Source organism: Amycolatopsis sp. NPDC049253 (genome assembly GCF_040678995.1).
GTDB lineage: Bacteria > Actinomycetota > Actinomycetes > Mycobacteriales > Pseudonocardiaceae > Amycolatopsis.
This window is the reverse complement of record NZ_JBFAQX010000022.1, coordinates 30,936-49,993: the sequence shown is the minus strand read 5'-3', so window position 1 is coordinate 49,993 and position 19,058 is coordinate 30,936. Positions and strand designations below refer to the sequence as shown.

The following is a 19,058-nucleotide window of genomic DNA, read 5'->3' as shown; positions in this document are numbered from 1 at the left end:
GACTCGAAGACATGCTCACGAAGATGACCGCCGTCGAGGCGAAGCTGTTCCTGCGCGACCCGGCGGCACCCGTCACCGTGGTCGGCATCCCGCTCGCGCTGCTGCTCGTGTTCGGCCTGATGCCGGGTTCGAGCAAGCCCAGCGCCGCGTTCGGCGGCCACGCGCCGCTGCCGACGCTGATCGCGCCGATGGCCGTGGCGATCCTCATCGCGATGCTCGCGGTGATGATGTTCCCGGCCGCCGTGGCCACCTACCGCGAGAAGGGTGTGCTCAAGCGCCTTTCGGCCAGCCCGGTGCCACCCGGGCGGCTGCTCGCCGCGCAGCTGCTCGTGAACCTCGCCGCCGCCGCGGTCGCGATCCTGCTCGTCCTGGGGGTGGGCAGGATCGCGCTCGGCATGGCGTTGCCGGAGAACCTCGGCGGGTTCCTGCTCGTGATGGTGCTCGGCGCACTGGCGCTGTTCTCCGTCGGGACGCTCATCGCGGCGCTCGCGCCGACCAACCGCGCGGCCAGCGGCATCGGCGCCGCGGCGTTCTTCCCGATGCTCGCGCTCGGCGGGGTCTGGGTGCCGAAGGAGCAGCTGCCTCCGGTGCTGCAGCACGTGGCCGACGTCCTGCCCCTCGGCGCGACCATCAACGGCCTGCGCGAGGCGGCCGCCGGAAACTCGCCCGAGCTGCTGCAGCTCGGTTCGCTCGTCGCCTTCGCCGTGGTCTGCTCGGCGATCGCGGCCCGCGCCTTCCGGTGGGAGTGACCGTGTCCTTGACGACGCTGCCCGCCCCGCAGCGCGTGGCCGCCCCGTTCGCCCGCGTCCCGGTGTTCGTGCTCGCCGGCCTGCTCGGCGTGGCGTTGCTGCTCACCGCCGGCCGCTACGGCTACATGGGCGACGAGCTCTACTTCCTCGCCGCCGGCAGGCACCTGGCCTGTGGCTACGTGGACCAGCCGCCGATGCTGCCGTTGCTGGCGCGGGCCATGGACACGATCGCGCCCGGCTCGGTCTTCGTGCTGCGGCTCCCGGCGATGCTCGCGATGGTCGCGGCGGTGGTGTTCGCCGCCCTGATCGCCCGCGAGCTCGGCGGCCGCGCGAAGGCCCAGGCCCTGACCGCGGCCACGTGCGCGGTGAGCACGCAGTTCATCGCGTCGGGCCACTACCTGGCCACCTCGACGCTGGACCCGTTCCTGTGGACCGTGGTGATCTGGCTGCTGGTCCGCTGGATCCGCACCCGGAGCGACACCCTGCTGCTCTGGGCCGGGGTGGTCACGGCCGTGGCGCTGTACGGGAAGTTCCTGATCGGCGGATTCTGGGCCGTCGCGATCATCGCGCTGCTGGTCTTCGGGCCGCGGGAGCTGCTGCGGCGCCCGAAGCTGTGGGCCGGCGCCGCCATCACCGTGGCCGCGCTGGTGCCCACGCTGATCTGGCAGGCCACGCACGGCTGGCCGCAGCTCGGCATGGGCGAGGCGATCTCGGCCGAGGTGGACCAGACGTGGGGCGGGCGGCTGCTGTGGCTGCCTTCGGCGCTGCTCGTCGCCGGGTTCCCGATCGGGATCGCGCTGCTGTGTTACGGCGTGTGGCGCCTGCTGCGCTCGCAGCAGCTGCGGCCGTACCGCTTCCTGGCGTGGACCACGCTCGGCCTGGCCGCGGTGTTCATCCTCGTAGACGGCCGCTCCTACTACATCGCCGGGATGTTCGCGCCGTGCTGGGCGGCGGCCGCCGTGGAACTGGAGACCGGCCGGGCCTCGCGCTGGTGGCGCTGGCTCGCGACCTGGCCGGTGTACGTCCTCGCGGCGCTGCTGGCCCTGCCGATCTCGCTGCCGGTGTGGCCGCAGCCGTGGCTCGCCGCGAACCCGAAGCTGCCCTCGCCGACGTTCGCGTTCGCCGAGATCGGCTGGCCGGAGGCCGCGCGCTCGGTGGCGGACCAGTTCGCGAAGCTGCCCGACCCGGCGCACACGGCACTGGTCGGCGAGTCCTACTGGTCGGCCGGCGCGCTCGACCACTACGGCCGTCCCCTCGGCCTGCCGGAGCCCGCGAGCCCGAACCGCGGTTACGCGACGCTGGTCGTGCCGCCGGATTCCGACACCAGCGTGCTGTTCATCGGCGCGGACCCGCGGCCGCTGCTCGGCCACTTCGCCGATCTGCGCCGGATCGGGAAGGTCGACACCGGCACGGCCCTGCCGAGCGTCGCCGACGACACGCCGCTGTGGCTCGCCACCGGCCGCCTGCAGCCGTGGCTGCAGATCTGGCCGCACCTGGTGAACACGCACAGCTGATCCCGGGTGTGCCCGGCGCCACACACCAGCCGGTGGTGCCGGGCCCCGGGCCGTAGGGTGCCGCGCAACGGGCCCGGCCGGCGACGGTGCCCGAACGACGACAGGAGCACGATGGAAGCCGTGACCACGGCAGGCGCACCCACCAGGCCGGACACGGCCGTGGCCGGGTTCGCCCGGCGTCCGGTGGCGCTGCTCGCAGCCGGGACCGCGGCGGTCCTGCTGGCCACGGCCGGCCGTTACGGCTACTTCGGCGACGAGCTGTACTTCCTCGCCGCCGGCAAGCACCTGTCCTTCGGGTACGCCGACCAGCCCCCGGTGCTGCCGCTGCTCGCCGCGCTGATGGACGCGATCGCGCCCGGCTCGCTCGTCGTCTTCCGGCTGCCCGCGATCCTCGCCACCGCAGCCGGGGTCGTGGTGACGGCGCTGATCGCGCGGGAGCTCGGCGCCGGCCGCAAGGCCCAGACCCGAGCTGCCGCCGCGTACGCGATCTGCGGCCAGTTCGTGGGCAGCGGCCACTACCTCGCGACCTCCACCGTGGATCCGCTGCTGTGGGCGCTGGTGCTGTGGCTGCTCGTCCGCTGGCTGCGGACCCGCGACGACAACCTCCTGCTGTGGCTGGGCCTGGTCACCGCCGTCGCGCTGAACGTCAAGTTCCTCATCGGCGCGTTCTGGGCGATCACCGCCGTGACGGCACTCGTGTTCGGCCCGCGCGACCTGCTGCGCCGGCCCAAGCTCTGGGCCGGCGCGGGGATCGCCGCGCTCGCGTGCGTGCCGACGCTGCTGTGGCAGTCGCTCAACGGCTGGCCGCAGCTGGGCATGGGCGACGCGGTCTCGCGCGAAGTCACCGAAGGCGGCGGCCGCACCGAGTTCCTGCCGGGCCTGCTCGCCGGCGCCGGGCTCGTGATCGGTGCCCTCGGGGTCTGTTACGGCCTCGGCGTGCTGCTCGCCGCGCGAAGCCTGCGGCCGTACCGGTTCCTCGGCTGGACGACGATCGGCGTGGTCCTGGTGTTCCTCGCCGCCAACGGCCGCTTCTACTACGCCGCCGGCATGTTCCCGCTCCTCTGGGCTGCCGCGGCCGTGCACCTGCAGGACCACCGGCCCGCTCTCTGGTGGCGGTGGGTGCCGACGTGGCCGGTCTTCGTGCTGTCCGCGCTCTACAGCCTCCCGTACGCGCTGCCGGTGTGGCCGGCGCAGTGGCTCGTGGAGCACCCCGACGCACCGCATCCCGCCTACGCGACCGAAGAAGTCGGCTGGCCGGACCTCGCGACCTCCGTCGCGGACGTCTACCGGCTGCTGCCACCCGAGCAGCGCTCGCACACCGCGCTGGTGACCGCGGGCTACTGGCAGGCGGGCGCGCTCGACCGTTACGGGCCGGAAGCCGGCCTGCCGGAGGCCTACAGCGGCAGCCGCGGCTTCTGGTACTTCGGGAAGCCGGCCGACGACGCCGACACCGTGCTGTTCGTGGGCGCCGATCCCGCCAAGCTCGCGCCGCACTTCCGCGACGCCCGCGTCGCCGGCTCGGTGCGGAACCGCCTGGGCGTGCTCAACGCCAGCGAGCACCTGCCGATCTGGCTGCTCACCGGCCGCACCGAAAGCTGGCCCGTGATCTGGCCGCAGGTGAAAGATCTGAAGGCATGAGGCCGGAAGACGCGCGGGGCGTGAAGCTCGACTGGCGGGGCTCGCTCCTGGCGCCCCTGTCGCCGCGCGAAGGGGATCCGCCGCTGCGGTGGCACTCGTGGTTCAACCGCGCCGAGACGACCGCGCCGTTCGTGCTGCTGGCGATCCCCACCGTGCTGAGCCTGCTGCGCGTCGACCAGACGGGCGCCCACCGGCTCACCACGCTCGCGATCGCGGCCGGCGCCGCGGTGTGGCTCCTGGTGACCCACAAGCTGCCCGGCGCCCGGGTGCGCGAGAACGCCGCCTTCGCGGCGCTGAGCTTCGCCGGCGTCGTGAGCTTCGGCTCGGCGCTCGAAGCGCGCGAGACCTACTTCCTGATCTTCATGGTCCACGGCTTCTTCGCGGCCATGCGCATGCGGCCGTTGGTCGTGTCGCTCCTCGGCGTGGCCGTCACGTCGCTGCTCATCAACACCGTCGCCAACGGCGGCCCGATCGAGGCGCTGGCCACGGCCCCGGCGATCTGGGTGACGCTGGTGATCGTGCAGACGGCCGCGATCGGCGGCGGCGGCGCGGTGTTCGCGGCCGTCGGCAGGCAGAGCGCGGAACGCAAGCGGGCGCTCGACAAGCTCGCCGCCGCCGAGGCCGAAAACCGGGGCCTGCAACGGCAATTGCTCACGCAAGCGCGCGAAGCCGGCGTCCTCGACGAGCGCCAGCGGCTGAGCCAGGAGATCCACGACACGCTCGCGCAGGGCTTCACCGGGATCATCACCCAGCTCGAAGCCGCCGCCCAGGCCCGGGAGAACCCCGCCGAGTGGCAGCGGCACCTCGACACCGCGAAGGCACTCGCGCGGGAGAACCTGACGGCGGCGCGGCGGTCCGTGCACGCGTTGCGGCCGGAGCCACTGGAGTCGGCGACGCTGCCCGACGCGCTCGCCGAGGTGACCCGGCTGTGGAGCGAGCGCACCACCGTGCCCGCCACGTTCTCGACCACGGGCACGGCCGAGGCGCTGCACCCCGAGATCGAGGCGACGCTGCTGCGGATCACGCAGGAAGCACTGTCCAATGTGGCCAAACACGCCCGGGCCGGCCGTGTCGGGCTCACGCTCTCGTACATGGGCGACGAGGTCACCCTCGACGTGGTCGACGACGGCGTCGGCTTCGATCCCGAAAACCCGCCCCCGAGCGAAGGCGGCTTCGGGCTGCCAGGAATGCGAAGCCGCGTGCAGCGGCTCGCGGGCACGCTGCACGTGGAGTCGGAACCCGGTGGCGGCACGGCGATCTCGGTGAACCTGCCCGCCGTCCCGGCTGCCACACTGGGCGGGATCGAGAACGAGGGGGCGTCCGCATGACCGTCACACTGCTCATCGCCGACGACCACCCGATCGTCCGCGACGGCCTGCGCGGCATCTTCACCGGCGAACACGGCTTCGAGGTGCTCGGCGAGGCCGCGAACGGCGCCGAGGCCGTGACCCTCGCGGTGTCGCTCGAACCCGACGTGGTGCTGATGGACCTGCGCATGCCGGGCACCGACGGCGTCTCCGCCATCACCGAGCTCGCCCGCCTCGGCAACCCGGCGCGCGTGCTGGTGCTGACCACGTACGACACCGACTCCGACGTGCTGCCGGCCATCGAGGCCGGGGCCACGGGCTACCTGCTCAAGGACGCGCCGCGCGAGGAGCTGTTCCGCGCCGTGCGCGCGGCCGCCCGGGGCGAGGCCGTGCTCTCCCCCGCCGTCGCGAGCCGGCTCATGGGGCAGATGCGCGCCCCGGCGAAGGAACCGTTGTCGCAGCGCGAGATCGAGGTGCTCACGCTCGTCGCCCGCGGGTCCACGAACAAGGACGCGGCGAAGAAGCTCTTCATCAGCGAGGCGACGGTGAAGACGCACCTGATCCACGCGTACGCGAAGCTCGGCGTGAAAGACCGGGCCGCCGCCGTGGCGGTGGCGTTCGAGCGAGGCCTGCTCGGCTCCTGATTCCTGTGCGAAGCTGAGCGCATGTTCCCGGAGACGCCCGCCGCCGCGGCCGCGCTGGCCGTGGCCACGCGGTTCTGCTCGCCCGCGCTGCTCAATCACTCGGTCCGCTCCTACCTCTGGGGCGCGCACTACGCGGCGGCACACGGGATCGCGTTCGACGACGAGCTCTACTACGTGTCGGCGCTGCTGCACGACCTCGGGCTCACCGCCGAGTTCGACAACCACCGCCTCCCGTTCGAGGACGCGGGCGGGCACCTGGCGTGGGTGTTCGGGGCCGCAGCCGGGTGGCCGGCCGACCGTGCCGCGCATGTCGAGGAGATCATCGTGCTGCACATGCGCGAGGACGTCTCGGCGAGCGTCGACGCCGAATCCCACCTGCTCCAGGTGGCCACGAGCTGGGACGTCTCCGGCCGGCGCCCGGAGGAGTTCCCGCTCGAGGCGCGGGCCAAAGTCCTCACCGCCTATCCGCGGCTGGACTTCGGCACGGAGTTCCTGGCGTGCTTCGAAGACCAGGCGGCGCGCAAGCCCGACAGCGCGGCGGGCGGCGCCGTCGCGGACGGCATCGAGGGCCGGCTCGCCGCGAACCCGCTCGGCTGAGGCGTCACGGCCACAACACCGCCCCGCGCGCCGCGACCCGCTCGGCGACGGCGGCCACGAATTCCGCCACCGGCAAGGGATCCCGCCGCCGGGCGTCACGCAGCCGGAGCGCGACGAGGTCCGCCTCGGCCTCCCGGGCGCCGATCACCGCCTGGTAGGGCACGAGCCGGTGGTCGCGGATCCGGGCACCGAGGCTCCCGCGATCGGGGCCGGCGAGCTCCACCCGCAGACCGGCTTCCTGACCGCGCCGCACGAGCGCGTCCGCCTGCGGGAGCTCCGCGTCGGACACCGGCAGCACCACCACCTGCACCGGCGCGAGCCACGGCGGCAGGGCCCCGCCGTGCTCTTCGAGCAGCTGGGCCATCGCGCGTTCCAGGCTGCCGAGCAGGCTGCGGTGCACCAGCACCGGCCGGTGAACGGCGCCGTCGGGGCCGACGTATCCCAGGTCGAACCGCTCGGGCTGGTGGAAGTCCACCTGGACGGTGGAAAGGCTGGCCGAGCGCCCGGCGCTGTCGGTGACCTGGACGTCGACCTTCGGGCCGTAGAACGCCGCTTCGCCCGGCGCCACGTCGTAGTCGAAGCCCTCCAGCGCCTCGACGAGCAGCGCTTCGGCGCGCGCCCAGTGCTCGGCTGAGCCGACGTAATCCCCCGAGCCGCCGGCGAGGGAGAGCCGGTAGCGCGCCGGGCGCAGCCCCAGGTCCGCGTGGACACGGCGGATGAGTTCCAGCGCGCCGCGGGCCTCGTCGGCGACCTGGCCGAGGCGGCAGAACAGGTGGGCGTCGTTGAGCTGGATCGCGCGCACCCGGCCCAGTCCGCCGAGCACTCCCGACAGCTCCGCGCGGTACATCCCGCCCAGCTCGGCGATCCGCAGCGGCAGCTCGCGGTGGCTGCGTGACCGGGAGCGGTAGATCAGCGCGTGGTGCGGGCACAGGCTGGGCCGCAGCACGAGCTGCTCGCCGCCGAAGTCCAGCGGCGGGAACATGTCGTCGCGGTAGTGCGCCCAGTGCCCGGAAATCTCGTACAGCTCGCGTTTGCCGAGCACCGGCGAGTAGACGTGGCGGTAGCCCGCGCGGCGCTCGACGTCGCGGACGTACTCCTCCAGCTCGTGCCGGACCACGGCACCGTCGGGCAGCAGGTAGGGCAGGCCGGCGCCCATCAGCGGGTCGGTGCCGAACAGGCCGAGCTCACGGCCGATCCTGCGGTGGTCGGGCATCGGGGTCTCCTCGCGGACGGCCGAGGCGGACACCCGCGGGACACGACGAAGCCCCGGGGGTGACCACCCCGGGGCTGGGTTCGCTCAGGTTTCAGCGCGCCGGGACGGTGTCCGGCGTCGTCGTGCTGACCGAGCGCTGCATGCCGGCGACGCTAACAGCGCCGCTGCCGGTCGCGCACCCGGTTTTTCACGGCTGCCACGACGTCTGCCCGGCCCAGACCTCGGCGCGCGTGAACGCGTCGTTGACCCAGCCCTGCTTGGCGTCGGCGTAGTCCGCGACGGTGCCGTCGGCCGAGTGCTCGCGCGCGAGCTGCTCCTTCACCGCCGCGTACGCGTCACGCTCGGCCGGGTGCGCGCGGATCCAGTCGCGAAACAGCAGCGCAAGGCGCCACGCCGGGGTCTCGGGGGTGCGGACGTGGAGGTTCACCGGGCGCTTCGGGTCGGCCCCGACGTGGAGGCGCTTCGGCCACGGCGCGGCCGAGCCGTCCTGCGGGTCGTCCCACCAGTCGCCCTCCAGCCGGGGGAAACCGGCGTCGGCCAGCGGTTCGGCGAGCGCGTCGGCGTCGGCCAAGGTGGGAACGGTGAGCTGGAGGTCCAGGACGTCCTTGGCGGGCAGCCCGGGCACGGCGGTGGACCCGATGTGGTCGGCGCGCAGCAGCCGTTCCCCCGCGATCTGCCGCAGGCGCGCAAGCCGGCGCTCGGCCTGCAGCGGCCACGTCGAGTCGTAGGGCGCGATCACGGGCGACATCGGCGGGCGGGGCTTGCGCAGCCGCAGGTTGGCCTCGAACGGCACGAGCCGGTCGGCCCACAGCGCGTCGACCTCGGCGAGCACGGCGTCCTGCGCGCCGCCGTTGTCGAGCCAGACGTCGGCGACCGCGCGGCGCTGCTCGTCGCTGGCCTGCGCGCGGATCCGCGCCCGCGCGTCGGCCTCCGCCATGCCGCGCACCTCCACGAGCCGGCGCACGCGGACCTCCACGGGAGCGTCGACGATCACCACGAGGTGGTACGCCGGCGCCAGGTTGCCCTCCACGAGCAGCGGGATGTCGTGGACGATCACGGCGTCGTCGGCGGCCTCGGCCATCAGCTCGGCCGTGCGCTTGCCCACGAGCGGGTGCACGATCCCGTTGAGGCGCTTGCGCGACGCGTCGTCGGCGAACGCTTTCGCGGCCAGCGCCGGGCGGTCGAGCGAACCGTCGGCGGCGAGGATGTCCTCGCCGAACGCCTCCACCAAGGCCGCCAGCCCGGGTGTGCCCGGCTCGACGACCTCGCGCGCGATCCGGTCCGAGTCCACGAGCACGGCGCCGTGCTCCGCGAACCGGTTCGCCACCGTCGATTTCCCCGCGCCGATCCCGCCCGTCAGACCCACTCGCAGCATGACCTCACCCTAGCCAGCGCCGCCCGCCACCCGATCAGGGGACGTCAGAGCCCTGCACGTGCACTCGCACGGGTAAAGGCACACCCCAAGTCGAAAATCAAGGGCGTTGTCCGAAACTGGCTGACTGATCCGGGTGACACGCCGGGCGGCTACCCGGTTTTACCGGCGCCATTGCGTACCGTGCGCGGCGGAAGGGTCGCCCACACGGAGGAACGATGGCGGAAAAGCACGTCGGGAAGCACCGGCTCGGAACGCCGGGACTGGTGCACTGCGTCGGCTACCGCCCCGTGGCGGAAGCCCTCGCCGAATACCGGCGCACGTGGCTCAGCGCCCTCCTCGTACCCGCCCAGCACAGCTTCGCCGGCCTCCGCCGCCGCGCCCGCGCCGCGGCGCTGGAACGCATCTGGGTTCCGGTCGTCTCGACCTCGTAGCTCCACGGCGCCACAACGGTCGGGCCACGCGGTCACGGCCCGGCGCTACCGCCCGGCGCCCGCCAGCGCCGGGGCGCCCGTGCTCCGGAAGCGGGCCCGGTAGGCGCTCGGCGGCACCCCCAGCTCCCGCGTGAACACCCGGCGCAGCGTCTCCGCCGAGCCGAACCCCGTGCGGCGCGCGACCACGTCGAGCGGGTCCGTGCCCGTCTCCAGCAGCTGCCGGGCGGCCTCCAGGCGGGTGCTTTCCACGAACCGGGCGACCGAGGTGCCCATCTGGTCGCGGAACAGCCGCGTGAGGTGGCGGACGCTGACGCCCGCGTCGTCGGCGAGCAGCGACAGGCTGTGGTCGGCCGAAGGGTCCGCGGTGATGCGGTCCATGATCCTCCGCAGCAGGTCGTTGCGCGCGGGCTGGGCCGCGAGGCGGACGCTGAACTGCGACTGCCCGCCGGGCCGTTGCAGGAACACCACGAGGTGCTTCGCGACGAGCCGCGCGGCCTCGGAGCCGAGGTCCTCCTCCACGAGGGCGAGCGACAGGTCGATGCCCGAGGTGACACCGGCCGAGGAGATCACCGGACCGTCGCGCACGAAGATCGCTTCGCAGTCCACCTCGACGCCGGGGTAGCGGCGCGCGAGCTGGTCGGCGAGCTCCCAGTGCGTGGCCGCGCGGCGGCCCTCCAGCAGGCCAGCGGCCGCGAGCGTGAACGCGCCCGCGCACACCGACGCCGTGCGCCGCGCCTGCCGGGAGAGGCGGCGGACCTCGTCGAGCAGGTGCTCGTCGGTCACGGTGACCTGCCAGTTCGGGCTGCCCGGCACCACGAGCGTGCCACCCTCGACGTCGACGTCTTCGAGCGCCACGTCGGCACCCAGGCGCGTGCCGGTGGTGGTGCGCACGTCGGTGCCGCCCGGCGACGCGGTGAGCAACTCGTAGTGCGCGCCGTGCTCGTTGGCCATCCCGAACACCTCGAGCGGCCCGGTCACGTCCAGGAGCCGCACCGCGTCGTAGACGACCACGACGACCCGCTCGCTCCGCTCCATGGCGCGCACCCCGTTTCCTCAGACCAGCTTCGTCTGGACGTCGATCTCGTGCTCCAGCGTGCGGTGCACGGGGCACTTCTCCGCGATCTCCAGCAGCCGCGCGCGCTGCTCGTCGTCGAGGTCGCCTTCGAGCTCGATCTCCCGGGTGATGCGGCTGATCATGCCGACCTCGGTCTCGCAGCGCTCGCAGTCGCGCGCGTGGATGCGGTCGTGGCGCAGCCGCACGCTCACGTTCGCCAGCGGGATGTTCTTGCGGTCCGCGTACATCCGCAGCGTGATCGCCGTGCAGGAGCCGAGCGCGCCGAGGAGCAGGTCGTACGGAGTCGGGCCGCTGCCGTCGCCGCCGACCGACTTGGGCTCGTCCACGACGAGCTCGAAACCGCCCGCGGTCACGTGCTGGGTGAAGCGGCCTTCGCCTGCTTCACTGACGACAACAGTGCCCGGTTCCGGCTCAGTCATCCGGTTTGCCTCCTGCTCGGGTTCTCGACGGTGCCGCTGCACCCCTGCAGCTCACCCAACGTCGCTTGTGGACGAAGTGGTGCCCCGCCGTGGCGAGGTCCACAGGACGAAGATCCCACAGATCCGGCCGCATGGCGAAGTTCCCAAGCGAGCGTGAATATCGTATCTTCGGCAGGCGAGACGCGGACCTGTCCTGCGCGGCACGGGCGAAGGGGGTAAGGGTCGTGGCCACCCGCCATCTGTCGACGCAGCCTGTCGACCAGCACAACCGGAGCCGGTTCCTCGACGCCGCCCTCAACGTGCTCACCGACCGCGGCGTCGGCGGGCTCACCGTGCGCGGCGTGGCCGAGGCGGCCGGCGCGTCCACGATCACCGTCTACACGCGCTTCGGCGGCCGCACCGGCCTGCTCGACGCGCTGTACGAGCGCGCGTTCGACCTCCTGCGCGACGAGCTGCTCGACGTGCCGCCGGAGACCGACGACGGCGTCGCGGACCTGCTCGAGGTAGCGCTGGCCTACCGCCGCTTCGCGCTGGAGAGCCCGGCTCGCTACGCGATGATGTTCGAACGCTCGGTCCACGGTTACGACCCCGACCCCGAGTTGCGCACGGCGGTGCTGCGGACGACGTTCGCGATGTTCGTCGGCAAGATCCGCCGCGTCAGCGATCCCGGCACGGACTCGCGCGACTACGGCTATCTGCTGTGGACGGCCATGCACGGCCTGGTCAGCGTGGAGCTCACGATCCGCTCGCAGACGCCGCTGAGCGACTGGTTCATCGAGCCGACCGACGAAGCCAATGAGGACATGTACCGCACCGGCGTGCTGTCGATGATCACCGGGCTCGGCCTCCACAACTGACACCGGCCCGCGCCACCGCCGGGTTCCGCCGGCACTCCGGGCTCGGGATCGTCCACTTCGAACACTGTGAGTACTGACGAAAACACCGCGGCCCCCGTCCGGTTCGGACGGGGGCCGCGGTGTTTTGGCTCAGTGGTGCTCAGCGATCAGGCGTGACTCAGCCCTGGCCGCCCGACAGCTTCTCGCGCAGAGCCGCGAGCTGCTCGTCGCTGGCCAGCGTGCCGCCGCTCTTGGCCTCGGCCGGAGCGGAGGTGTAGGTCTGGTCGCCCCCGCTGCCACCCTCGATGCCGGTGGCGGCATCGGCAGCGGCTTCGGCGTCGGCCTCGGCAGCCTTCTTGACCTGCGCCATGTGGGCCTCGTAGCGCGTGAGGGCCTCGGCGTACTGCCGCTCCCACTCCTCGCGCTGCTTGTCGAAGCCGTCCTGCCACTCCTGGGTGTCCGGGTCGAAGCCTTCGGGGTAGATGTAGTTGCCCTCGGCGTCGTACTCGGCGGCCATGCCGTATTGGGTCGGGTCGAACTCGGTGTCCGGCGTGACGCCCTCGTTGGCCTGCTTCAGCGACAGCGAGATGCGACGACGCTCGAGGTCGATGTCGATGACCTTGACCATCACGTCGCCGTTGACCTGGACGACCTGCTCCGGGATCTCCACGTGGCGCTCGGCCAGCTCGGAGATGTGCACCAGGCCCTCGATGCCCTCCTCGACGCGCACGAACGCACCGAACGGGACGAGCTTGGTGACCTTGCCCGGCACGATCTGGCCGATCGCGTGGGTGCGGGCGAACTGGCGCCACGGGTCTTCCTGGGTCGCCTTCAGCGACAGGGACACGCGCTCGCGGTCCATGTCGACGTCGAGGACCTCGACCGTGACCTCCTGGCCGACCTCGACGACCTCGGACGGGTGGTCGATGTGCTTCCAGGACAGCTCGGAGACGTGCACCAGGCCGTCGACGCCACCCAGGTCCACGAAGGCACCGAAGTTGACGATGGAGGACACGACGCCCTTGCGGACCTGGCCCTTGGCGAGGTTGTTGAGGAACTCGCTGCGGACCTCGGACTGCGTCTGCTCGAGGTAGGCGCGGCGGGACAGGACCACGTTGTTGCGGTTCTTGTCCAGCTCGATGATCTTCGCCTCGAGCTCGCGGCCGACGTACGGCTGCAAGTCGCGCACGCGGCGCATCTCGACCAGCGAGGCGGGAAGGAAGCCGCGGAGGCCGATGTCCAGGATGAGACCACCCTTGACGACCTCGATGACGGTGCCCTTGACGGGCTCGTCCTTCTCCTTGAGCTCTTCGATCGTGCCCCAGGCGCGCTCGTACTGAGCGCGCTTCTTGGACAGGATCAGGCGGCCTTCCTTGTCCTCCTTCTGGAGAACGAGAGCTTCGACCTCATCGCCGACGGAGACAACCTCAGCCGGGTCGACATCGTGCTTGATGGAAAGCTCGCGCGAGGGGATGACACCCTCGGTCTTGTAGCCGATGTCGAGCAGGACCTCGTCGCGGTCGACCTTGACGATCGTGCCCTCGACGATGTCGCCATCGTTGAAGTACTTGATGGTCTTGTCGATAGCCGCGAGGAAGTCTTCCTCCGACCCGATGTCGTTGATGGCGACCTGCGGGGCCCCGATGGGGGCGGTCGGGGCGGTGGCGGTGTCGGTGGTCATTAGGCGGGTTGCTCCGGTGGATGGGATCGTAGGGTGTCCAGTTGGCGGCGCGATGGGGCGTGAGACGGGAACATGCGACGACCCCACGAGCAACGTCCACCAGTGAACGACCGCGGCATGACCCGCAAACGGTGCGCTCCCCCGGCAAGTGAAGACCCAGGCAGCGCGAACCCACTGCGCTAACACGTATCGTACGCGGGCCCCGGTAGGGCACACAATCAGGGTCCCCACAGCTCCCGGTACCCTTCCGGCAACGTTTCGGCCGGTGCCGGCATTCCCCGTCATTCCCGGAAGGACCCAGCATGTCCGACCACTCGGTTGCCCCCGCGGCGGACACAGCCGATCGCCACGCGCACGCCGAGCTGCAGCTCGGCACGGCCGGCGTCGCGTACCGCGCGGTCGGCGGCGGCGAGGCGGCCGCGGCGAACCTCGCCTGGTGGGACGCCGACGCCGACGACTACCAGGCCACCCACGGCGAGTTCCTCGGCGACGCCGACTTCGTCTGGTGCCCGGAGGGCGTGCGCGAGGAGGACGTGCGGCTGCTCGGCGACGTCCGCGGCCGGCGCGTGCTGGAGGTCGGCTGCGGCCAGGCGGCGTGCTCGCGCTGGCTCACGTCGGCGGGCGCCGACGCGGTGGCGACCGACCTGTCCGGCGGGATGCTGCGCCACGCGCGCGAGGGCAACGAGCGCACCGGCGTCGCCGTCCCCCTGGTCCAGGCCAACGCCGAGTACCTGCCGTTCGCGTCGGGCAGCTTCGACGCCGCGTGCTCCGCGTTCGGCGCGCTGCCCTTCGTGCCCTCGCTGGCGACGGTGTTCGCCGAGGTCCACCGCGTGCTGCGCCCCGGCTCGCCGTGGGTGTTCTCGGTGACCCACCCGATGCGGTGGATCTTCCCCGACGACCCGGGCCCGCTCGGGCTCACCGTCACCCAGCCGTACTTCGACCGCACGCCGTACGTGGAGGTCGACGACGACGGCGAGGCCACCTACGTCGAGTACCACCGCACGCTCGGCGACTACGTGCGCGCGCTCGCCGCCGGCGGCTTCACGCTCGAGGACCTGCTGGAGCCCGAGTGGCCGGAGGGTCACACGCGCACATGGGGCCAGTGGAGCCCGTTGCGCGGCAAGCTCTTCCCTGGCACGGCGATCTTCCGCACGCGCCGCTCCTGAGCGGCTACGCTGCGCTTCCGTGGCCACCACCGAACCCGCGGCGCGGTTCGCCGCGCTCGACCCGCTGCTGCCGCCCGCGCCGTCGATCAGCGACACCGCCGGCGAGCCCGTCGCCGCGGTGACGGCGGCGGGCGCACGCGTGTCCGGGGTCGTGCAGCGCCACCGCCACGGACCCGGCGACACTCCCCTGCTGTGGTCGGCCGCGCAGGTGTGGCAGCTGTTCCCCGACGCGGACACCGCCGGCACCGAGGGATTCGACCTCCTGCTGGGCGAGCTGCGGTCCCTCGTGGACACCGAGCCCGCCGACGCCGACTCCGCGTGCGTCGTGAACTGGCCGAGTCGCGACGCGGAGGCGATCCGGGCGTTCCTCGACCACGGGCTCGCCCCGATGTCCGCGCTCGCCGTGCGGACGGACCCGCCACCACGCGCGGCCGCGGACACCGACGGCATCGCCGTGCGCCTGGCCGGGCCGGGCGACTTCGACACCGTGCTCCGGCTGTGCGCGGCCACGTTCGACTACACCGGGCTGGTGGCGCACCGCCGCCGGGACCAGACCGCAGAGCTGCTCGCGCCCGCGTTGCGCCGCGCGCTCGACGAACCGGCCACCTGGCTCGCGGAAGCCGGCGGCCGCCCCGTGGCCCTGGCCCAGTGCGCGTGGGTGGACTCGGCACCGGGCACCGAGGCGGCCGAGCTCCTGCCACCGGGACTGTGGGCGTACGTGAACAACGTCGTGACCGCGCCCGGCCACCGCGGCGGCGGGATCGGGCGGGTCCTCATGGACCACGTGCACCGCGAGCTGCTGCGTCCCGGCACGGTCGGCGCGTACCTCTACTACAACCCGATGAACCCCCTCTCCTCGGTGTTCTGGCACCGCCAGGGCTATCGTCCACTGTGGACGTCGTGGGAAGCCCACCCGGCGACCGCGCTGCGCTGACCAGGACCGCTCACCGGGGCACCGCCACCACGGTCGTGTGACGTGCGACCGCCCGCCTTGCCGCCCGTTGATCATGTGCGCTAGTTTTTGCACTGACCGGTCAGTTCAAAAGTCCGGTCAGTGGAGAAACTGGAGTGTCCCCGTGCAGGTACGAGCCGACCGGGTGTCCCTGGAGGGGCCCCACGGCACACTGTTGCCACCCACCTCGCTGACCGTCGAGGACGGCTGCGTGACGCTGGTCCACGGCGAGCCCGGCGTCGGGATCACCGCGCTGGGCCTGGCGCTGGCCGGCCGCGTCAAGCCGAGCACCGGCACGGTCACCGCGGACGTGCCCGGCCTGCTGCGCGACCTCGTCGCCGTGGTCGACGCCCCGGGCGTGAGCGAGCCCGACGAGGCGCTGCCGCTGCGCGTGGTCGCCGGCGAGGAGCTCGCGCTGGCGCACCGCCCGGCGGGCAAGGAGGACGTGGCGCGCTGGCTCGCCGAGCACGACGCCGCCCCCTTCGCCGGCACCCGCTTCGAGAACCTCGAGCCCGCGCTGCGCACCCGGCTGCTCGCCGAGCTGGCCGCCGAGCGCACCGGCGTGCGGGTGCTCGTGCTCGACGCCCCCGACCGGCACACGAGCCTCGTCGAGACGTGGACCGCGGTCGCCGAGGAGCACGCGAAGCGCGGCCTCGCCGTCGTCGTGCTCACCGCGACGACACCCGCGTCCGCCCTGCCCTACGCCCCGGCCCGCATCGGGTCGACCGACCAGCCCGGACCGGTGCGCCTGCTCGCCCTCACCGAAGAGCCGGCTGCCGAAGATCCCGCCGTCGAAGAGCCCGTCGCTGAACACGTCAGCGCTGAAGGAGAACCGGCATGACCGCCCCCGACAAGCGGGCCGGCGGCCTCAACGCCTTCCGCATCGCCCTCAACGAGCTGCGCCGCCTCTCGGCCGGCACGCTGCCGAAGCTGGCGATGGCCGCACTCGTGCTGGTGCCGCTGCTCTACGCGTCCTTCTACCTGTACGCGAACTACGACCCGTACGGCCGCCTCGACAAACTGCCCGCCGCCGTGTTCACCAGCGATGCCGGCGCGAAGGACTCGACGGGCGCCACCCGCAACGTCGGGCGTGAGGTGACCGACGAGCTGGTCAAGTCCGGCACCTTCCAGTGGCACGAAGTGTCCGAACAGGACGCTCGCGACGGCGTGCGCGACGACAAGTACTCCTTCGCCATCGGCATCCCGCGCGACTTCTCCACCGCGCTGCTGTCGTCGGGCAACTTCACGCCGCAGCAGGCCACGATCACGCTGACCACCAACGACGCCAACAACTACCTCGCGGGCACCATCGCGAAGCAGGTGGCCGACCAGGTGCGCAAGACCATCGCCGAGAAGGTGGGCGGCGAGGCGGCCGACCGGTTCCTCGTGGGCTTCTCCACGATCTACGGCAAGATCTCCGACGCCGCCAACGGCGCGAAACAACTGGCCGACGGCGCCGCGCGGCTGCAGACCGGCCAGCACCAGCTCGCCGACGGCGCCAGTCAGCTGGCCACCGGCTCCGGCACGCTCGCCACCGGCTTGAACACGCTGAAGTCGAGCACCGCGCAGCTGCCGAGCCAGACTCAGCAGCTGGCGACCGGCGCGGGCCAGGTCGCCGACGGCAACCAGCAGGTGGCCGACGCCGCCTCGCTCGCGGCGTCCGCGTCGTCCGACATCCAGGGCAAGCTCGACGGCTACCGCGCCCAGCTGAACACCGACCTGCACAACGCCGGCCTCTCCGACACCCAGGTCAACGGCATCCTGGCTCAGCTCGATCAGCTGCGCTCCCCCGTCGACCAGGCGAACACCAAGATCCAGACCGCCAACGGCGATCTCGCCAAGCTGGCGAGCGGCGCCCGTCAGGTGTCGGACGGCGCGCACCAGCTGGCCGCGGCCACACCGCAGCTGACGAACGGCATCGCGCAGGCGTCCGACGGGGCGAACCAGCTGCGCGACGGCGCGGCGAAGCTCGACGACGGGGAGAAGACCGCCGTCACGGGCACCGACCAGCTCGCGAACGGCGCGAACCAGCTGCGCGACGGGCTGTCCTCGGGCCTGTCGCAGATCCCGAACCCGGACGACCCCACGCGCACCGCCACGGCGAACACCATCGCCGACCCGGTCGCGGTCACGGCCAACGGCGTCGCGTCAGCCGGCACGTACGGCGCGGGGCTGGCCCCGTTCTTCATCTCGCTGGCCACGTGGATCGGCGCGTTCGTGCTGTTCCTGCTCATCCGGCCGCTGTCCACCCGGGCGCTCACCGCGGGCGCCGCGCCGCTGCGGGTCGCGCTCGGCGGCTGGCTGTCGTCGGCCGTGCTCGGCATCGCGCAGGTCATCGTCCTGTTCGCCGCGGTGACGTGGCTGGTCGGCATCCACATCGCGCACCCGTTGGGCGCGATCGGGTTCGCGATCCTCGTCTCGCTGGCGTTCACGTCGGTGGTGCACGCGCTCAACGCGTTCTTCGGTGCCGTCGGCAAGTTCCTCGGCCTGGTGCTGCTGGTGCTGCAGCTGGTGAGCGCGGGCGGCACGTTCCCGTGGCAGACGATCCCCGACGCGCTCTACCCGCTGCACGTCGTGCTGCCGATGGGCTACGCCATCGACGGCTTCCGGCACCTGCTCTACTCCGGCGCGTCACTGCAGATCCTCGGTGACGTCGCGGTGCTGCTGGCCTACCTCGTCGGCGGGATCGTGCTGTCGACCCTGGCGGCCCGCAAGCACCGGGTCTGGACGGTGGCCAAGCTCAAGCCCGAGCTCAGCCTGTGAGAGAGACGACCAAGCGGAAGCTCTTCGAGGCGACCCTGCGGCTTTCGGCCAGCAGGGGCCTCGTGGGGCTGACGGTGGACGAGATCGCGACCGAGGCCGGCGTCGCCAAGGGCACGGTGTACTACAACTTCGGGTCCAAGGACGGGCTGGTCGACAGCCTGCTCCGCTTCGGTGTCGACCTGCTGGCCGGGCGCCTGCGCGCGGCCGTCACGGACGGCGAGCCCCTCGACGTGATCGAGGCGCAGGTCGACACGACGCTGCAGTTCATCGCCGAGTACCCGGGGTTCTCGCAGATCGTGGTGAGCGAGCTGTGGCGCACGCCGGGCCAGTGGCACGACACGCTGGCGCTGCTGCGCGAGGAGATCATCTCGATCGTGAAGGCGCAGCTGCACCGCCTCGACGAGGCCGGCCGGCTGCCCGCGGGCGTCGCGATCGAGACCGCGGCGGCGGGCCTGTTCGGGACGATGCTGGTCGTCGCGCTCGACTGGCAGGTCTTCCAGCCGACTCGTACCCGGGCCGACGTGCGCGACTCGGTGATGGTGCTGATCCGGGGCCTCGGCCGCGGCTGAGACCCCGGACTGTTCTTTCGCGCGCCGGGTCAGCCGCAGTTGGCGCAGCAGCCGCAGCCCTTGCCGGTGCACGCGGCGCAGCAGCCGTGGCGCATGACGAACTTGAAGAGCCGCTTGATCATCTCTCGG

General features: G+C 72.4%; 18 protein-coding genes. 13 read left to right on the top strand and 5 right to left on the bottom strand.

What is annotated here, in order from left to right; all coding sequences use genetic code 11:
• The first annotated feature begins 23 nt into the window (after window positions 1–23).
• From AB0K15_RS35100 to AB0K15_RS35075, 6 genes are all read left to right on the top strand, one after another.
• Window positions 24–749 (top strand): ABC transporter permease, encoded by a 726-nt coding sequence (locus AB0K15_RS35100; protein WP_364060475.1) that lies wholly within the window; start codon window positions 24–26, stop codon window positions 747–749.
• Window positions 750–874: 125 nt separating this feature from the next.
• A complete protein-coding gene (locus AB0K15_RS35095; protein WP_364060762.1) occupies window positions 875–2,263 on the top strand; it encodes a glycosyltransferase family 39 protein in 1,389 nt (462 codons plus the stop codon).
• Window positions 2,264–2,374: 111 nt separating this feature from the next.
• Window positions 2,375–3,901, top strand: coding sequence for a glycosyltransferase family 39 protein (locus AB0K15_RS35090; protein ID WP_364060472.1), 1,527 nt, complete (start codon window positions 2,375–2,377; stop codon window positions 3,899–3,901).
• Window positions 3,898–5,229 (top strand): sensor histidine kinase, encoded by a 1,332-nt coding sequence (locus AB0K15_RS35085; protein ID WP_364060469.1) that lies wholly within the window; start codon window positions 3,898–3,900, stop codon window positions 5,227–5,229. The genes AB0K15_RS35090 and AB0K15_RS35085 overlap by 4 nt, the downstream gene beginning before the upstream one ends.
• A complete protein-coding gene (locus AB0K15_RS35080; RefSeq protein WP_364060466.1) occupies window positions 5,226–5,852 on the top strand; it encodes a response regulator transcription factor in 627 nt (208 codons plus the stop codon). Before AB0K15_RS35085 ends, AB0K15_RS35080 begins: the two co-directional genes overlap by 4 nt.
• A 21-nt stretch (window positions 5,853–5,873) precedes the next feature.
• Entirely contained in the window at window positions 5,874–6,449 is a 576-nt protein-coding gene (locus AB0K15_RS35075; RefSeq protein ID WP_364060463.1) for an HD domain-containing protein, read from the top strand.
• A 4-nt stretch (window positions 6,450–6,453) separates the two neighbouring features.
• On the opposite strand, the gene thrS is transcribed toward AB0K15_RS35075, so the two are convergent.
• Window positions 6,454–7,695: a threonine--tRNA ligase gene (gene thrS / locus AB0K15_RS35070; RefSeq protein WP_364060460.1), complete on the bottom strand. Its 1,242-nt coding sequence runs from the start codon at window positions 7,693–7,695 to the stop codon at window positions 6,454–6,456.
• 154 nt (window positions 7,696–7,849) lie between these two features.
• Complete coding sequence (gene coaE / locus AB0K15_RS35065) at window positions 7,850–9,037, bottom strand: dephospho-CoA kinase (RefSeq protein ID WP_364060457.1); 1,188 nt, start codon at window positions 9,035–9,037, stop codon at window positions 7,850–7,852.
• Window positions 9,038–9,252: 215 nt separating this feature from the next.
• Between coaE and AB0K15_RS35060 the strand changes: the two genes are divergently transcribed.
• Window positions 9,253–9,468 (top strand): hypothetical protein, encoded by a 216-nt coding sequence (locus AB0K15_RS35060; protein WP_220242033.1) that lies wholly within the window; start codon window positions 9,253–9,255, stop codon window positions 9,466–9,468.
• A 45-nt stretch (window positions 9,469–9,513) separates the two neighbouring features.
• Here AB0K15_RS35060 and AB0K15_RS35055 read toward each other — a convergent pair whose 3' ends face one another.
• Complete coding sequence (locus AB0K15_RS35055; protein WP_364060454.1) at window positions 9,514–10,503, bottom strand: DJ-1/PfpI family protein; 990 nt, start codon at window positions 10,501–10,503, stop codon at window positions 9,514–9,516.
• 18 nt (window positions 10,504–10,521) lie between these two features.
• Complete coding sequence (locus AB0K15_RS35050) at window positions 10,522–10,962, bottom strand: OsmC family protein (protein WP_364060447.1); 441 nt, start codon at window positions 10,960–10,962, stop codon at window positions 10,522–10,524.
• Window positions 10,963–11,186: 224 nt separating this feature from the next.
• On the opposite strand from AB0K15_RS35050, the gene AB0K15_RS35045 reads away from it, so the two are divergent.
• Window positions 11,187–11,819 (top strand): TetR/AcrR family transcriptional regulator, encoded by a 633-nt coding sequence (locus AB0K15_RS35045; RefSeq protein WP_364060444.1) that lies wholly within the window; start codon window positions 11,187–11,189, stop codon window positions 11,817–11,819.
• Between the two features lie 157 nt (window positions 11,820–11,976).
• Here the strand turns inward: AB0K15_RS35045 and rpsA are convergent, their stop codons facing one another.
• Complete coding sequence (gene rpsA / locus AB0K15_RS35040; protein ID WP_364060441.1) at window positions 11,977–13,479, bottom strand: 30S ribosomal protein S1; 1,503 nt, start codon at window positions 13,477–13,479, stop codon at window positions 11,977–11,979.
• Window positions 13,480–13,781: 302 nt separating this feature from the next.
• On the opposite strand from rpsA, the gene AB0K15_RS35035 reads away from it, so the two are divergent.
• The 5 genes from AB0K15_RS35035 to AB0K15_RS35015 all read left to right on the top strand — a co-directional run bounded on the left by AB0K15_RS35035 (window position 13,782) and on the right by AB0K15_RS35015 (window position 18,929).
• Complete coding sequence (locus AB0K15_RS35035; RefSeq protein ID WP_364060438.1) at window positions 13,782–14,645, top strand: class I SAM-dependent methyltransferase; 864 nt, start codon at window positions 13,782–13,784, stop codon at window positions 14,643–14,645.
• A gap of 19 nt (window positions 14,646–14,664) precedes the next feature.
• Window positions 14,665–15,579, top strand: a complete 915-nt coding sequence (locus tag AB0K15_RS35030) for a GNAT family N-acetyltransferase (RefSeq protein ID WP_364060435.1) — start codon at window positions 14,665–14,667, stop codon at window positions 15,577–15,579.
• A 142-nt stretch (window positions 15,580–15,721) separates the two neighbouring features.
• Complete coding sequence (locus tag AB0K15_RS35025) at window positions 15,722–16,438, top strand: ABC transporter ATP-binding protein (protein WP_364060432.1); 717 nt, start codon at window positions 15,722–15,724, stop codon at window positions 16,436–16,438.
• Window positions 16,435–18,360: a YhgE/Pip domain-containing protein gene (locus tag AB0K15_RS35020; protein ID WP_364060429.1), complete on the top strand. Its 1,926-nt coding sequence runs from the start codon at window positions 16,435–16,437 to the stop codon at window positions 18,358–18,360. Before AB0K15_RS35025 ends, AB0K15_RS35020 begins: the two co-directional genes overlap by 4 nt.
• Entirely contained in the window at window positions 18,357–18,929 is a 573-nt protein-coding gene (locus AB0K15_RS35015) for a TetR/AcrR family transcriptional regulator (RefSeq protein WP_364060426.1), read from the top strand. Before AB0K15_RS35020 ends, AB0K15_RS35015 begins: the two co-directional genes overlap by 4 nt.
• Window positions 18,930–19,058: the final 129 nt, after the last annotated feature.

What these genes read in the sequence shown, in the direction of transcription:
- AB0K15_RS35060 (WP_220242033.1), top strand. Translation starts at nt 9,253, where the DNA reads ATGGCGGAAAAGCACGTCGGGAAGCACCGGCTCGGAACGCCGGGACTG.
- AB0K15_RS35055 (WP_364060454.1), bottom strand. Translation starts at nt 10,503, where the DNA reads ATGGAGCGGAGCGAGCGGGTCGTCGTGGTCGTCTACGACGCGGTGCGG.
- AB0K15_RS35035 (WP_364060438.1), top strand. Translation starts at nt 13,782, where the DNA reads ATGTCCGACCACTCGGTTGCCCCCGCGGCGGACACAGCCGATCGCCAC.
- AB0K15_RS35080 (WP_364060466.1), top strand. Translation starts at nt 5,226, where the DNA reads ATGACCGTCACACTGCTCATCGCCGACGACCACCCGATCGTCCGCGAC.
- AB0K15_RS35050 (WP_364060447.1), bottom strand. Translation starts at nt 10,962, where the DNA reads ATGACTGAGCCGGAACCGGGCACTGTTGTCGTCAGTGAAGCAGGCGAA.
- AB0K15_RS35085 (WP_364060469.1), top strand. Translation starts at nt 3,898, where the DNA reads ATGAGGCCGGAAGACGCGCGGGGCGTGAAGCTCGACTGGCGGGGCTCG.
- coaE (WP_364060457.1), bottom strand. Translation starts at nt 9,037, where the DNA reads ATGCTGCGAGTGGGTCTGACGGGCGGGATCGGCGCGGGGAAATCGACG.
- AB0K15_RS35020 (WP_364060429.1), top strand. Translation starts at nt 16,435, where the DNA reads ATGACCGCCCCCGACAAGCGGGCCGGCGGCCTCAACGCCTTCCGCATC.
- AB0K15_RS35090 (WP_364060472.1), top strand. Translation starts at nt 2,375, where the DNA reads ATGGAAGCCGTGACCACGGCAGGCGCACCCACCAGGCCGGACACGGCC.
- AB0K15_RS35095 (WP_364060762.1), top strand. Translation starts at nt 875, where the DNA reads ATGGGCGACGAGCTCTACTTCCTCGCCGCCGGCAGGCACCTGGCCTGT.
- AB0K15_RS35100 (WP_364060475.1), top strand. Translation starts at nt 24, where the DNA reads ATGACCGCCGTCGAGGCGAAGCTGTTCCTGCGCGACCCGGCGGCACCC.
- rpsA (WP_364060441.1), bottom strand. Translation starts at nt 13,479, where the DNA reads ATGACCACCGACACCGCCACCGCCCCGACCGCCCCCATCGGGGCCCCG.
- AB0K15_RS35075 (WP_364060463.1), top strand. Translation starts at nt 5,874, where the DNA reads ATGTTCCCGGAGACGCCCGCCGCCGCGGCCGCGCTGGCCGTGGCCACG.